Annotated in this window: 10 protein-coding genes; 7 read left to right on the forward strand and 3 right to left on the reverse strand. The window is 64.1% G+C overall.

Annotated features, from left to right (window positions below; genetic code table 11):
* Window positions 1-6 precede the first annotated feature (6 nt).
* The 6 genes from ABD742_RS04020 (at window position 7) to ABD742_RS04045 (ending at window position 10,498) form a co-directional block, all read left to right on the forward strand.
* Complete coding sequence (locus ABD742_RS04020; RefSeq protein WP_234749118.1) at window positions 7-1,551, forward strand: NAD(P)H-hydrate epimerase; 1,545 nt, start codon at window positions 7-9, stop codon at window positions 1,549-1,551.
* A gap of 74 nt (window positions 1,552-1,625) precedes the next feature.
* Window positions 1,626-3,986, forward strand: coding sequence for a glycogen debranching protein GlgX (glgX, locus tag ABD742_RS04025; protein WP_344787238.1), 2,361 nt, complete (start codon window positions 1,626-1,628; stop codon window positions 3,984-3,986).
* Window positions 3,983-6,316 carry a malto-oligosyltrehalose synthase gene (treY, locus tag ABD742_RS04030; RefSeq protein ID WP_234749120.1) on the forward strand — a complete coding sequence of 778 codons (2,334 nt, stop codon included), beginning with the start codon at window positions 3,983-3,985 and terminating at the stop codon, window positions 6,314-6,316. The genes glgX and treY overlap by 4 nt, the downstream gene beginning before the upstream one ends.
* 58 nt (window positions 6,317-6,374) lie before the next feature.
* Window positions 6,375-8,132: a malto-oligosyltrehalose trehalohydrolase gene (gene treZ, locus ABD742_RS04035; protein ID WP_234749122.1), complete on the forward strand. Its 1,758-nt coding sequence runs from the start codon at window positions 6,375-6,377 to the stop codon at window positions 8,130-8,132.
* Between the two features lie 77 nt (window positions 8,133-8,209).
* Complete coding sequence (gene mgrA, locus ABD742_RS04040; RefSeq protein WP_234749124.1) at window positions 8,210-9,247, forward strand: L-glyceraldehyde 3-phosphate reductase; 1,038 nt, start codon at window positions 8,210-8,212, stop codon at window positions 9,245-9,247.
* A gap of 165 nt (window positions 9,248-9,412) precedes the next feature.
* On the forward strand, window positions 9,413-10,498 hold the full coding sequence (locus ABD742_RS04045; protein WP_234749126.1) for an inositol-3-phosphate synthase: 1,086 nt from the start codon (window positions 9,413-9,415) through the stop codon (window positions 10,496-10,498).
* 144 nt (window positions 10,499-10,642) lie between these two features.
* Here the strand turns inward: ABD742_RS04045 and ABD742_RS04050 are convergent, their stop codons facing one another.
* The 3 genes from ABD742_RS04050 to mshA all read right to left on the reverse strand — a co-directional run bounded on the left by ABD742_RS04050 (window position 10,643) and on the right by mshA (window position 14,942).
* Window positions 10,643-11,602: a DUF559 domain-containing protein gene (locus tag ABD742_RS04050; protein WP_234749128.1), complete on the reverse strand. Its 960-nt coding sequence runs from the start codon at window positions 11,600-11,602 to the stop codon at window positions 10,643-10,645.
* A gap of 232 nt (window positions 11,603-11,834) precedes the next feature.
* Window positions 11,835-13,529: a formate--tetrahydrofolate ligase gene (locus ABD742_RS04055; RefSeq protein ID WP_234749130.1), complete on the reverse strand. Its 1,695-nt coding sequence runs from the start codon at window positions 13,527-13,529 to the stop codon at window positions 11,835-11,837.
* Window positions 13,530-13,697: 168 nt separating this feature from the next.
* A complete protein-coding gene (gene mshA, locus ABD742_RS04060; protein WP_234749132.1) occupies window positions 13,698-14,942 on the reverse strand; it encodes a D-inositol-3-phosphate glycosyltransferase in 1,245 nt (414 codons plus the stop codon).
* A 175-nt stretch (window positions 14,943-15,117) separates the two neighbouring features.
* Between mshA and ABD742_RS04065 the strand changes: the two genes are divergently transcribed.
* Window positions 15,118-15,621 carry a GNAT family N-acetyltransferase gene (locus tag ABD742_RS04065; protein ID WP_234749209.1) on the forward strand — a complete coding sequence of 168 codons (504 nt, stop codon included), beginning with the start codon at window positions 15,118-15,120 and terminating at the stop codon, window positions 15,619-15,621.
* The last annotated feature ends 1 nt before the right edge of the window (window position 15,622 follow it).

The following is a 15,622-nucleotide window of genomic DNA, read 5'->3' on the forward strand; positions in this document are numbered from 1 at the left end:
GCAACCATGATCAGCGCCTTCACCGGAACACAGATCAGGGCAGCGGAACAACCGCTCCTTGATGCCGGCGAAGGCGCTGTTCTCATGCAGCGCGCAGCATACGGACTGGCAAACGCCGTCGTGCGTGAACTCCGCTCGGAAGGCCGCCGCCTTTACGGCTCGAGCGTTACTGTGCTGGCCGGCAAAGGCAACAACGGAGGGGACGGTCTCTACGCTGCGGCAATGCTCGCGAGGCGTGGCACGCGCACGACGGCGGTACTCACCGCCGGTTCCGCCCATCCTGACGCCCTTGCGGCATTCCGCGCCGCCGGCGGACGCGTCCATGTTTTGGACGAGGACAATGCCGAAGAACTAGCCGTGCTGATTGCCGGCGACGATGTGGTCATTGACGCCATCCTGGGCACGGGTGCCCGGGGCGGTCTCGGCGGTTCGGCCGCGGAATTGATTGCCGCCTTGGAGGAGCTGAGGCCCGATTTGGTGGTGGCCTGCGATACTCCCAGCGGAGTGGACGCCGACACAGGCGAGGTCCACTGGCCCGTATTGACGGCGCGGCTGACCGTGGCATTCGGGGGAGTCAAAGCCGGGCTGATGGCCGATCCGGGTGAGGGCTGTGCCGGCCGCGTGATCCTCGTACCTATCGGCATCGAGGAATATCTTCCGGCGCCTGCCATGCGCCGCTTCTCTGCCGTTGACCTGGCTGCCGTGGTCCCCGACCCGGGGCGCCGGGCCCAAAAGTACACCAGGGGAGTCCTCGGCGTCGTGGCAGGTTCCGAGCGCTACACCGGGGCCGCGGCGCTCTGTGTCGAGGCCGCCTCCGCGGCGGGCACGGGTATGGTGCGGTACCTCGGCCCGGAAGTCGTCGCGCGGCAGGTCCTGGTACGAACCCCCGAAGCCATCTGGGAGCCGGCCGAGCCCGGCCGGGTCCAGGCGTGGCTGCTCGGTCCTGGCCTGGACGGAGCCGAGCAACTCGATCGTGCCCGTGACGTATTGGCCGCCGCGGCCGGCGCCGGCCAGCCCGCCGTCGTCGACGCCGGCGCCCTGGAGCTCCTGCCGGAACGCTGCCCGCCGAACTGGATTCTCACCCCGCACGCCGGGGAGCTCGCGGCCCTTCTTGGCCGAGGCGAAGTGCGTGTCACGCGCGAGGACGTGGAATCGCGGACCGTGCACTTCGCCCGCCTCGCGGCCGAACACACCGGTGCGGTCGTCCTGCTCAAAGGTGCCACAACGGTGCTTGCTTCGCCTTCCGGGGCGGTCTTCAGCCAGTCGGACGGATGCCCGTGGATGTCAACGGCAGGCAGCGGGGACGTTCTTGGCGGGATAGTCGGCGCGCTGGCTGCAGCGTACGCGGAATCCGGGCTGGACGACGACGGGCCCTTCGCCGCGCTGGGAATCGCCCCCGATGAGCGCTGGGCTGCGGTGGCCGCCGTCGGCGCAAGCATCCACGGAATGGCAGGCAGCGCAGCCTCCGCGGGCGGGCCATTGACCGCTTCCGGTATCGCCCGGGCGGTCCCCGACGTCTTCCGATTTCTCGGGGAACATCGCGCCGGATGATCCCTGATGTTCCTTGAAAGTCACATAGTCTCGCTAGGCTGGCAGAAAGTTATCCGGCAAGTGAAGGAGAACACATGGACGTTTGGCCAGGAACCGCATACCCGTTGGGGGCCACTTTCGATGGCACGGGAACCAACTTCGCGCTGTTCAGCGAGAAGGCCGAAAAGGTGGAATTGTGTCTCTTTGACGACGACGGGGACGAAATTTCCTACACCCTCAACGAGGTGGACGGTTACGTGTGGCATTGCTACCTGCCGCACGTCCAGCCCGGACAGAAGTATGGCTACCGCGTGCACGGCCCCTACGAGCCCGCCTCCGGCAACCGCTTCAATCCCAACAAGCTCCTCCTTGACCCTTACGCGAAGGCCATCCACCGGCAGATCGACTGGGACCCGGCGCTCTTCTCGTACAACATGGGAGATCCGGACTCCCGCAATGACAAGGACTCCGCGCCCCACATGATGATGGGCGTGGTCATCAACCCGTTCTTCGACTGGGCCGGTGACCAGCAGCTGCGCATCCCGTACCACCGGTCCGTGATCTACGAGGCGCACGTCAAGGGCCTGACCCAGCTCCACCCTGAGGTTCCTGAGGAACAGCGCGGCACGTATGCCGGCGTGGCCCACCCGGCCGTGATTTCCCACTTACAGAAGCTCGGCATCACGGCCATCGAGCTCATGCCGGTGCACCAGTTCACGAACGACGGCATCCTGCAGGACAAGGGGCTGAACAACTACTGGGGCTACAACACGATCGGGTTCTTTGCCCCGCACAACAGCTACAGCTCCAAGGGCGATACCGGCCAGCAGGTCCAGGACTTCAAGGCCATGGTCAGGGCGTTGCACACGGCAGGCATCGAGGTCATTCTCGACGTCGTGTACAACCACACGGCCGAAGGCAACCACCTTGGCCCGACGCTGTCTTTCAAGGGCATTGACAACGCCGCTTATTACCGTCTGATGGATGGTGACGAGAAGCACTACATGGACTACACGGGTACCGGCAACTCGCTGAACGTGCGCAGCCCGCACTCGTTGCAGCTGCTGATGGATTCGCTGCGCTACTGGGTCACCGAAATGCACGTGGACGGTTTCCGCTTCGACCTCGCGTCCACCCTGGCCCGCGAGTTCTATGACGTGGACAAGCTGTCCACCTTCTTCGAACTCATCCAGCAGGATCCGGTGGTCTCCCAGGTCAAGCTGATCGCCGAGCCGTGGGACGTCGGCCCGGGCGGCTACCAGGTGGGCAACTTCCCGCCGCAGTGGACGGAATGGAACGGCCAGTACCGGGACACGGTCCGCGATTTCTGGCGCGGCGAGCCCTCCACCCTGGGCGAGTTCGCCTCCCGGTTGACCGGATCGGCGGACCTTTACGAGCATTCCGGGCGCCGCCCGGTGGCGTCCATCAACTTCGTCACGGCCCACGACGGCTTCACCCTGGCCGATCTGGTGTCCTACAACGAGAAGCACAATGAGGCGAACGGCGAGGGCAACAACGACGGCGAATCCCACAACCGTTCCTGGAACTGCGGTGTCGAGGGGCCCACGGAGGATCCGAAGGTGCTGGGTCTTCGTGCCCGACAGCAGCGGAACTTCATCGCCTCCATGCTCTTGTCCCAGGGTGTCCCGATGCTGCTGCACGGTGACGAGCTCGGGCGGACGCAGCGGGGCAACAACAACGGTTATTGCCAGGACTCCGAGCTGACGTGGATCAACTGGGACAGCGTGGACCAGCCGCTGGTCGAGTTCACGGCCGCGGTCAGTGCCTTGCGCGCCAAGCATCCCACCTTCCGGCGCAGCCGCTTCTTCGACGGACGCCCGGTACTGCGAGGCGAAGGCGAGAGGCTTCCGGACATCGTATGGCTTGACGTCGACGGAACCACCATGACGCCGTCGGACTGGGACAGCGGTTTCGGCCGCTCGGTAGGCGTGTTCCTCAACGGTGACGGGATCCGCGGCCGGGACAACCAAGGCCGGCGCATCACGGACGTCAACTTCCTGCTCTACTTCAACGCCCACGACGACGAAGTCGGTTTCAAGGTGCCCTCGGACGAATACGCACCTGCCTGGGACATCATCATCGACACCGCCGGCGGCGGAGCTGACACCGAACCCGTGCAGGCTGAAGCAGTCCTGGGTGTCGGGGCCAAATCACTCGTGGTGTTGAGGGCACACAGCGTCCCGGACACCGACCCGGACCATTCCGTAGCAGCGTCCCTCGCCGCGTTGTCGCAGACAACCACAACCGAGACGGCTTCCTTGACTGCGCCCGCCACACCGGCACCCTCCACCCGGACGCTCCGGGCTGTACCGGAGGCAGCCCCTGAACTGAAAAAGCACCATTCCCCGGAGACGAAGGCTGCCCCCGAAACCAAACCCGCCCCTGCGCCGAAGAAGCCCAGAAAGTCACGCGCCCACAAGAACGGGGGATCATGAGGACGCCCGCCTCAACCTACCGGCTCCAAATCAGGCCTTCGTTCACGCTCCAGGACGCGGCTTCCCTCACGGGTTATCTGCGCGAGCTCGGGGTGGATTGGGTGTACCTGTCGCCTATCCTGACGGCGGAGGAGGGCTCGGACCACGGTTACGACGTCACCGACCCCTCCACCGTTGATGCTTCGCGGGGAGGCGCCGAAGGGCTCGCCGCGCTCTCCAAGGCAGCACGGGAGGCCGGCCTCGGGGTCCTGGTGGACATTGTCCCGAATCACATGGGCGTTGCGTCGCCCCCGCAAAATGCCTGGTGGTGGTCCCTCCTCAAAGAGGGCAAGGCCTCCCGCTATGCGGAAGCGTTCGACGTCGACTGGGACTTCGGCGGCGGAAAGCTCCGGCTCCCGGTCCTCGGCAGTGATGCCGACGTCGACAAGCTGGAAGTGGTCGACGGCGAATTGCGCTACTTCGACCACCGATTCCCTCTGGTCGAAGGAAGCTACGCCGCGGGCGACAATGCCGGGGACGTCCATGCGCGCCAGCACTACGAGCTGGTCGGCTGGCGCCGGGCTGACGACGAACTGAATTACCGCCGGTTCTTCGCGGTCAGCACGCTGGCCGGGATCCGAGTCGAAATCCCTTGGGTTTTCCAGGAAGCGCACGCGGAGGTCGCCCGATGGTTCCGTGACGGGCTTGTGGACGGGCTGAGGATCGATCACCCGGACGGGCTCGCGGATCCGGCCGGCTACCTGGAGCGCCTGAAGGAAACCACGGCCGGCTCCTATCTGCTCGTCGAGAAGATCCTCGAGCCCGGGGAGGAGCTTCCGGAGAACTTCGACTGTGAGGGGACCACAGGCTACGACGCCCTCGCCGACGTCGACCGCCTTTTCGTGGATCCCGACGCCGAGGTGCAGCTTGACGCCTTGGATGCGAAGCTCCGGGGCACCGGCTCGCCCGCCGATTACCAAGCCATGATCCACGGCACCAAGCGGCGTGTTACGGACGGCATCCTGCATTCGGAAATCCTGCGGCTCGCGCGGCTCGTCCCGGAGTCTCCGGAACTGCCGAGTTCAGGGGTAGCCAATCAAGAAGTGGCCGACGCTCTGGCTGAAACCATCGCTTCGTTTCACGTCTACCGGAGCTACCTCCCGTATGGCAAAGACGCCTTGGTAGCGGCCGTCGAACGGGCGGCCCGGAGCAGGCCGGAACTGGCCTCAGTCCTCAAAGCGCTGCTTCCGCTGCTGCTCGACGCCGGCGGTGAACTGGGCCGCCGCTTCCAGCAGACCTCCGGCATGGTTATGGCCAAGGGCGTGGAAGACACAGCGTTTTTCCGCTACACGCGCCTTGGCACGCTGACTGAAGTAGGAGCAGATCCCACGGAATTTGCCTTGTCCACGGCTGGATTCCACGAGCGCATGGTACGTCGCCAGGCACTGCTGCCGCTGTCCATGACCACTCTGACCACGCACGACACCAAGCGCAGTGAAGACACCCGGGCCAGGATCTCCGTTATCTCCGAGGCAGTCCCCGAATGGGAAGCTTTCGTGGATCGTATGCAGGAACTGGCTCCGATTCCCGACGGGCCACTCGCTGTCCTCGTATGGCAGGCCATCGCGGGTGCCTGGCCGGCCAGCCGGGAACGACTCCAGGGTTACGTCGTCAAGGCGGCACGAGAAGCCGGCAACTCCACCAGCTGGACCCAGCCGAACGAGGCCTTCGAAGCGAAACTCGCCTCCGCCGTCGACGCCGTCTTCGACGTGCCGGAGGTGACGGCCGCCCTGGAAGAGTTCGTTGCCCTTGTGGACCCGTACGGGACGTCCAACTCACTGTCGGCGAAGATTGTCCAGCTGACCATGCCGGGCGTACCGGACGTCTACCAGGGCACCGAGTTTTGGGACCGTTCACTCACTGATCCCGACAACCGGCGCGCGGTCGACTTCGAACGGCGGAGGGCCGCTCTCGCAGCCCTCGACGCCGGTGTCCAGACTGAAGCGCGGGACGAGTTGGCCAAGCTGCTGCTGACTTCCCGGGCTTTGCGCTTGCGCCGGGACCGGCCGGAGCTTTTCGGTGGCTACAGTCCCATCAATGCCGAGGGTCCGGCGGCCGAACATCTGATCGCCTTCGACCGCGGCGCCCTTGCCGCCGGTGGCGGTGCCATCACTTTGGCCACGAGGCTCCCGCGGAAGCTTGAGCGAAACGGCGGGTGGCAAGATTCCTTCGTTCGTCTTGGGAGGGCGGTCCAGGATGAGCTCACAGGCAACAGTTACCCTCCAGGCGAGGTTGACGTCGCAAGGCTTTTGCAGAGATACCCTGTGGCCTTGCTCGTACCCATTAGCTAGCCAGAGCACCAACAACGGCGGGCAAACGAAGCCCGGACAAGACGATTGAGGGGGAGCGATGGCTGAGAAGACCAGCACGGGGAAACGATTCGATGTGTGGGCCCCGTTTGCAGAATCCGTCACTCTGCTCGCGGAGGGTCAGCACCATGAAATGCGGTCGCTCGACGGCGGCGCGGCGGGCTGGTGGACGGCGGACGTACCCCGGCGGCCCGGGACTGACTACGGTTATCTGGTGAACGGGGAGGGGCCCTTTCCCGATCCGAGGTCGCAGCGGCAGCCGGACGGGGTCCATGCTCTTTCCCGCACCTTCGACGCCTCGTCCTATGCGTGGAACGACGCGGATTGGGCGGGGCGCGGGCTCGGCGGCGCGGTCATCTACGAGCTTCACCTCGGTACCTTCACTCCGGAAGGCACGCTGGACGCGGCCGTGGAAAAACTGGACTACCTCGTTGAACTGGGAATCGACTTCGTGGAGCTTCTGCCGGTCAATGCCTTCAACGGCCCCCACAACTGGGGGTACGACGGCGTGCTGTGGTTCGCCGTCCACGAGGCCTATGGGGGACCCGAGGCGTATCAGCGATTCGTGGATGCAGCGCATGCTGCCGGACTGGGTGTGATCCAGGATGTGGTCTACAACCATCTGGGGCCTAGCGGGAACTACCTGTCGAAATTCGGCCCCTACGTGAAGTCTGGCGAAGGCAACACGTGGGGCGACTCAGTGAATCTGGACGGTCCCGGCTCCGATGACGTCCGTCAGTACATCCTGGACAACGCCGCTATGTGGTTGGGCGACTTCCACGTGGACGGGCTGCGCCTCGACGCCGTGCACGCCCTCCGCGATGAGCGCGCCGTCCATATCCTGGAAGACCTGGCCAGCCTCGCGGATGGCATCGAAGCCGAAACAGGCGTCCCCAAGACCTTGATTGCGGAATCGGACCTGAACAATCCGCGCCTGATCTACCGCCGGGACACCAATGGCTACGGCCTGGAAGGGCAGTGGAGCGACGACTTCCACCACGCCGTGCACGTGAACCTCACCGGGGAAACAGCAGGCTACTATGCGGATTTCGATTCCTTGGGCGCACTGGCAAAGGTGCTTGAACACGGTTTCTTCCACGACGGGAGCTACTCAAGCTTTCGCGGCAGGCATCATGGCCGCCCCATCCGCCCGGGGCTGGTTCATCCTGCCGCGTTGGTGGTCTGCAACCAAAACCACGATCAAATCGGCAACCGCGCCGCCGGCGACCGACTGAGTTCGAGCCTGTCTTACGGCGGGCTGGCCCTTGCCGCCGTACTCACCATGACGTCGCCGTTCACCCCGATGCTCTTCATGGGCGAAGAATTCGGCGCGTCGACGCCTTGGCAGTTTTTCACATCGCATCCCGAGGAATGGCTCGCTAAGGCCACAGCGGACGGCCGGCTCAAGGAATTCGAACGGATGGGCTGGGACCCCGCATTGGTGCCCAACCCCCAAGACCCGGAGACGTTTGAACGCTCCAAGCTCAAGTGGGAGGAAGCGCACGACGGCGATCACGCCCGATTGCTGGACCTTTACCGGGCGTTGGCGAACCTCAGGCGCTCGACGCCGGAGCTCGCGGGCGGCGGATTCACTGACACGCACGTCGACTTCAGCGAAGAGGACAAATGGCTGGTTCTTAGCCGGGGCGCCGTGAGGGTTGCCTGCAACTTCGGGGACCGGACGCTGACGAAGGCGATGGATGGCGAAGTCTTGCTCGCCACGGACTCCGCGGCCGCCGTCGGGAACGGAAAGCTGACACTCCCGGGGGAGAGCGCCGCCGTCGTGCGCCTTAAGTGATCGTGCGCCTTAAGTGACAGCGCCCACATGACGGACATCGCGCTTCGAGGCTCGAAGGCGGTGGCAGGATGGTAGGTATGACTTATTCGGCTGCGGAAAACCGCTATGAAACCATGCCCTACCGTCGCGTCGGACGCAGCGGCCTCAAACTTCCCGCGATCTCGTTGGGACTATGGCACAATTTCGGCGACGACAAGCGTTTCGAAGAGCAGCGCGCCATCCTGCGGCGGGCGTTCGATCTGGGAGTCAACCACTTCGACCTCGCCAACAACTATGGTCCGCCGGACGGATCGGCTGAAGCGAACTTCGGCCGCCACCTGAAGGACGACTTCACGCCGTACCGCGACGAACTCGTCATTTCGACCAAGGCCGGTTACTACATGTGGCCCGGCCCCTACGGAGAATGGGGCTCCCGCAAGTACCTGCTCTCCAGCCTTGACCAGTCGCTTCAGCGCATGGGACTGGACTACGTGGACATCTTCTACAGCCACCGTCCCGATCCCGAAACCCCGCTGGAAGAAACCATGGGCGCCCTGGACCACGCAGTCCGTTCCGGCAAGGCGCTCTATGCCGGAATCTCTTCCTACACCCCGGAGCAGACCCTCGAGGCCGCCCGGATTCTCAAGGAGATGGGCACGCCGCTGCTCATCCACCAGCCCAGCTATTCCATGCTGAACCGCTGGACCGAGAACGGTTCGCCCAACCTCTACGAAACACTTGACCAGGTTGGCGCAGGATCCATCGCCTTCTCCCCGCTGGCACAGGGGATGCTCACCAACCGGTACCTGAACGGAATCCCCGCGGATTCACGCGCCGCCAAGGAACGGTTCCTGTCCGAATCAGCGCTGACCGAGGAAAAGCTGAGCCGGGTGCGTGGTTTGAACGCCATTGCCGAAGGACGCGGCCAGACCCTCGCCCAGATGGCCATCGCCTGGATCCTGCGCGAGCAGCCCAAGGGTTCGCCAGTGACCTCCGCGCTTGTCGGGGCGTCGAGCGTGGCCCAGCTCGAGGACACCGTGTCCGCGATCAACAACCTCGACTTCACGTCAGAGGAACTGACGGCGATCGACGAGTTCGCCGTCGAATCCGACATCAACCTGTGGGCGCAGAAGTAGATTCGGAAACTTAATACACGAACGGGGCCGGCTGGGAACAAAGCCGGCTCCGTTCGGGTTGGCTACAATGCAAAGAGCGCCGAATGGCGCTGTGCCTTTAAGACGCCGTCGTACATTCAGGTACGGACGCGCTAGGCACCTGAGGTTAGTTCTCAAAGGAGTTCCGTGTCTTCACATCCGATTCGTGTCGCCATTGTCGGCGTAGGTAACTGCGCCGCTTCGCTGGTCCAAGGTGTCCACTACTATCGCGATGCCGACCCCCAGGCCACAATTCCGGGTCTGATGCATGTTGAGTTCGGCAAATACCACGTCAACGACGTCCAGTTCGTCGCTGCCTTCGACGTCGACAGCAAGAAGGTCGGCCTCGACCTCGCTGACGCCATCGGCGCCAGCGAGAACAACACCATCAAGATCGCCGATGTCCCCTCCACTGGCGTGACCGTGCAGCGCGGCCACACCCTGGACGGCCTGGGCAAGTACTACCGCGAGACCATCGTCGAGGCCCCGGAAGAGGCAGTGGACATCGTCGCCGCACTGCGCGAATCCAAGGCCGACGTCATGGTCTGCTACCTGCCTGTCGGTTCCGAGGACGCCGCGCACTTCTACGCGCAGTGCGCCATCGACGCCGGTGTTGCCTTCGTCAACGCCCTGCCGGTCTTCATTGCGGGTACCAAGGAATGGGCCGACAAGTTCACCGCAGCTGGCGTGCCGATCGTCGGCGATGACATCAAGAGCCAGATCGGTGCCACCATCACGCACCGCGTCATGGCCAAGCTCTTCGAAGACCGCGGCGTCACGCTGGACCGCACGTACCAGCTCAACGTCGGCGGCAACATGGACTTCAAGAACATGCTCGAGCGCGACCGCCTGGAATCGAAGAAGATCTCCAAGACCCAGGCCGTGACCTCCAACGTCGAGGCCGTCCTGCACGCCGACGACGTCCACATCGGCCCGTCCGATTACGTCGCCTGGCTCGATGACCGCAAGTGGGCGTTCGTCCGCCTCGAAGGCCGCAACTTCGGCGATGCCCCGGTATCGCTCGAGTACAAGCTTGAGGTCTGGGACTCCCCGAACTCGGCCGGCGTGATCATCGACGCCATCCGCGCCGCCAAGATCGGCCTGGACCGTGGCATCGGCGGCCCGCTGCTCTCCGCTTCCAGCTACTTCATGAAGTCCCCGCCGGAGCAGTTCAACGACGACCTCGCCCGCGACAAGGTCGAGGCCTTCATCCGAGGCGACGTCGAGCGCTAACCCCGCTTCTTCCTCCCGCCCTCCCGGACGCTCGCTCACTTATATCGGGTTTTTGACTGACGCTCGCTCACCTATGTGGGGTTCTTGACTGACGCTCGCTCACCTACATACGTGAGCGGGCGTCTGTCGTTTAACGCTCGCTCACTACACGGCGCTTGCAAAGCCGGATGCGACGGCGGGATCGACCCACGCCGATCGCAGTGCCTTCTTGATCTTCTTGGTCGCCAGCTCGAAACCATCCGCCAAATCGTCCTTGCGGAACACGAGGACGGTCCATCCCGCTGTTTCGAAGGCTTTGTTCCGGCGTCGATCACTGAGTGTCTGGGCCTCCGCGAGGTGATGGCCGCCGTCGTACTGAATGGCGACCCGCCTTTGGCGGAACCCCAAGTCGGCCGACGGCGAGAACGGATCGTCACTTCGCAACTTGAGTTGAAGTTCGGGTTCGGGGATTCCAGCGTCCAGCATAGCCAAGCGAAGCAGGGACTCAGGCGCGGAATCCGCGCCCACGCGCATCAGTTCGAGCGCCTGCCGGGCCCGCACGACGCCTTGTAAATTTGGATGCCGCTCCACCAGGGCACGCAGTTCTTCAAGGGTCGCGAACGGTGTGTCTCGTCCTTCCAGCGCTTGGCGGGGTACGCGAATCAGCTCGTCGCCCATACAGACGAGGTCGTTCAAAGGCAGCAGCCGGGCCATGTCCAGCCAAGTGCGGGGGCGCGTGCTGATCCGTATTCCATCAACCGATTCGACCTCGTTCTCGGCCGCGATCACCCTATGCCCGATCACCCCTTTGCGGCGCGCTCCAGGCACCGATCGCGGCTTGCTGAGGTGCAGCTCCGTTGAATCGGCAAGCCAAGGCGGAAGGCAGGAACAGCGAAGGCGCGCTGCCGTCACATGGGAGATCCAGGCCCCGGGGGTAGCGGCCGAGAGCGCACGGGCCGCGGACTCAAGATCGAAGTCCCAGCCGATCGGACGGTAGAGGCTTCGGCTGACGCGTTCGACGTCGGCGCGAAGCAGGCGATCGCGCGGGACACCTCGGGCTTGGGCCTGGGCGAGCGTGAAAGGTCCTGAAAGCAGTTCAGCGGGAAGGGCAAACTCGTTTCGCATACCCGCATTGTTGCGCAAATGGGCGGGTGCCTGCAGAAGTTATCCACAGGCTCGGGATTCGGCTGTAGATTTTGTCGTCCTCGGGGGCCATGGGTGAGCGAGCGTTTCCCGAAAGTGCCCTAGAGGTGAGCGAGCGTTCCTCGAAAGTGCCCCATTCGTGAGCGAGCGTTCCTCGAAAGTGCCCCATTCGTGAGCGAGCGTCCCTCGAAAGTGCCCCATTCGTGAGCGAGCGTCAGAAGAGGCCGACCGGATTGCCGTGCTCATCGACGTCCATCCGCATCGCGGCGGGCTCCTTGGGCAAACCGGGCATGGTCATGACGGCACCGGTCAGCGCGACAATGAAGCCCGCCCCGGTCTTGGGAATCAGCTCGCGCACGTGCACCGTGAACCCCTTGGGGGCACCCAACTGGGAGGCGTCGTCGGTGAATGAATACTGTGTCTTGGCCATGCAAACCGGCATTCCGCTCCAGCCATTTTTCCGGATGTCCGCCAGGCGCCTGAGCGCGGGGACGGAAAACTCCACTCCGTCGGCGCCGTAGACTTCCTGTACGATCGTGCGGATCTTGTCCTCCACAGACAGGCTCAGAGGATACAAATGGCGGAAGTCCGACGGCGCTGCTGCCGCCACCGCCGCGGCGACCTTCGCTGCGAGCTCATCACCGCCGTCGCCCCCTCCACCGCGGCCCCAGACATCCGCCACAGCCGCCTGCACTCCCTCCTGGGCGCACCAAGCCAGTAGCCATTCGAGCTCTTCTGTTGTGTCCGTCGCGAATTTATTGATTGCAACAACCGGTGTGACGCCAAACTTCTCGACATTGTGCACATGCCGTTTCAAGTTCTCGACGCCGGCAGCGAGCGCTTCGACGTTCGGCTCCTTGAGAAGCTCCTTCGGGACGCCGCCCTGCATCTTCAGAGCCCTGATAGTCGCGACGACGACGACGGCGGATGGCGCCACGTCTGCGATGCGCGACTTGATGTCCATGTACTTTTCGGCCCCAAGGTCGGCGCCGAATCCCGCTTCGGTGACCACGATGTCCGCGAGCTGTTGGGCCGTTCGTGTGGCGATGAGCGAGTTGCAGCCGTGCGCGATATTGGCGAACGGGCCGCCATGCACCAGGGCCGGGGTTCCTGCGATGGTCTGCACGAGATTCGGCTTGATGGCGTCCTTCAGCAGCATGGTCAGCGCACCCTGGACACCGAGATCGGCCACGGTGACCGGCCGCCGGTCATAGCTGTACCCGAAGGTGATGCGGCCGAGGCGCTCGCGAAGATCATCCAAGTCCGTCGCGAGGCAGAAGACAGCCATGATTTCGGAGGCGACGGTTATGTCGAAACCGTCCTGTCGCGGCACTCCTTGAGCGGGTCCGCCCAGGCCAATGATGACCTCGCGCAGCGAGCGGTCGTTCATATCAAGGACCCGTTTGAAGGTCATGCGGCGGGGATCAATGCTGAGCTCGTTGCCTTGGAAGATGTGGTTGTCCACGAGGGCCATGAGGGCGTTATTGGCCGAGGTGATCGCGTGGAAGTCGCCGGTGAAATGCAGGTTGATCTCGTCCATGGGGAGAACTTGGGAGTAGCCGCCACCGGTCGCACCTCCCTTCATGCCCAGGATCGGTCCAAGGGACGGTTCGCGCAGCGCGATCATCACCCGGTGACCGGCCCGCGCCAAGGAATCGGCGAGGCCTACCGTGGTTGTCGATTTTCCCTCACCCGCCGGCGTCGGAGACATAGCCGAGACGAGGACTATCTTGCCCGCGCGTTTGGCATCCGGGAGACGGAGCTTGGCGGGATCGATTTTCGCCTTGAACCGGCCGTACAGTTCCAATGCATCGACGTTGATCCCGGCACGCCCCGCGATCTCCTCGATGGGACGTATCGCTGCGTTCTGGGCAATTTCAAGGTCGCTCAAGATCTTGTTTTCAGACATCCTTGTCCTCAACTCCGTGCGGAACACTGTCCGCGACAATCTATCAGTCGGGTCCCCGAGGTGAGCGAGGGTTTGGGGAATTGACTTCATAGGTGAGCGAGCGTTTGGGGAATTGCCCTTATAGGTGAGCGGGCGTCGCCGGGAGGGGGCTTATAAGTGAGCGAGGGTTTAGCTTGGGCGGACGAGGACCGCACCGATGGCTGCGTGGTAGCTCTCGAGCGTGATGGCTGCTGTCCTGTGCCAGCCGAAGGCCTCCGCATGAACGGCAGCGGCACGGCCCATGTCTTCGCGGGTGCGGGGATCGTCGTACAAGGCTTCGATGACGTCGGCCCAGCGGGAGGGATCGTGGCCGTCAACCAAAATACCCGTCCGCCCGTCGGCAACGGCACGGGACAGGCCGCCCACGTTGGTAGCCACCACCGGGGTGCCGCAGGCCTGCGCCTCAAGGGCAACCAGCCCGAACGATTCGCTGAAGGAAGGCATCACGACGACGTCGGCCGAACGGAACCAGCCCGCCAGCTTCGGCGCCTTGACCGGCGCGCGGTGCGTTACGACGTCGTCGAGCCCCGCGGCCGTAATGAAGGACTGCAGATTGAAGTCCTTGGCGCCGCTCAAGGCGCCCAGGATGGTGAGTTCGAGGTCGATGTCTGGCCGCCTCTTGCGGAGGATGCCAACAGCTTCGATGAAAACCTGCGGGCCTTTGAGCCGCTGGATGCGTCCGGCGAAGAGCAGGTGGAAACTGCCGGGCCGCACGCCAAGCTCGGCGCGGGACCGGGCCCGGAACGCGGGAGTGAACACGGTCAGGTCAACGCCGGGGGGAGCGATGTCGATATGGTCGAAATCGGCGTCGTAGTGCGATACAAGCTCCTGGGCTTCGGCGGGAGTGTTGGCCACGAGGCGCGTGGCTCCATCCACGATCCTCTGTTCGCCGTCTTCACGCACTCGCGGTTCGGGCCGCTCGCCGGATTCGAGCACCAGGTTCTTGACCTTCGCCATCGTGTGCATCGTGTGGATCAGCGGCACGTTCCACAATGCGGAGAGTTCAAGGCCGGCCACACCGGACACCCAGTAGTGCGAATGGATGGCGTCGTAACGGCCGTGCGGTTGCCGCTGCCGGATCCTCTCGACTTCGGCAACCATGGCGTGGAGGAGCTCGGGAAGTTCCTCCTTGGGCAGTTTCCGGGGCGGGCCTGCCAAGACGTTGTGGACGCAGACACCCGGACCGGGATGCTCGACGGCGGGCTGCCCGGCGGACGTCGAACGCGTGAAGATCTCTACCTCCACGCCGAGATCCGCCAACGCGATGGCCAGCGCCCGGACGTAGACATTCATGCCGCCCGCATCGCCCGAACCCGGCTGCTCCATGGGCGAAGTGTGGAGTGACAGGAAGGCAACGCGACGGATCAACGACACCGCTACCTCCTATATCCAACGCAATTCAACAAGCCCGCAAAGCGATAAATCCCCTGCGTCCCAGCGAAAACACTACTCCTGACCTCCCTGGCATTGCAGCCGGCCCGACAGGGCAGGCAGTGCACGGCGAGCTGATACCGTAACGGAGGTGAGCCACTCAAACAGCGAAGCAGGAATGTCGGCGGCCGTTAGCTACGAGATCCGGCCCGCCCGGGCAAGCGACTGGCCCGGGATCTGGGCCGTCCTGGAACCCGTGATCCAGGCAGGGGAGACCTTCACGTGGGACCGCGACACTTCCGAAGAAGCTGCCCGGATCAAATGGTTCAAGGAAGCGCCCGGCCTGACCTTTGTGGCAGTGCGCGACGGCGACGTGCTGGGTACCGGTGAACTGCACGCCAACCAGGGCGGCGGCGGAAGCCACGTAGCCAACGCCGGCTACATGGTCCATGCCGATCACGGCGGGCAGGGAATCGCCCGAGCACTTTGTGCCTATTCCTTGGTTGCCGCCCGGGATGCCGGGTTCAAGGCGATGCAGTTCAACGCGGTCGTCGAAAGCAACGTCCGCGCAGTGGGCCTGTGGCAGTCCATGGGCTTCCGCATCCTGGCGACTATCCCCGAGGCCTTCCAGCATCCGACCCTTGGCTACGTGGGGCTGCACGTCATGTACCAGGAGCTCTAGC

Origin of the sequence: Arthrobacter ramosus (assembly GCF_039535095.1) — a bacterium.
GTDB classification, from domain to species: Bacteria; Actinomycetota; Actinomycetes; order Actinomycetales; family Micrococcaceae; genus Arthrobacter; species Arthrobacter ramosus.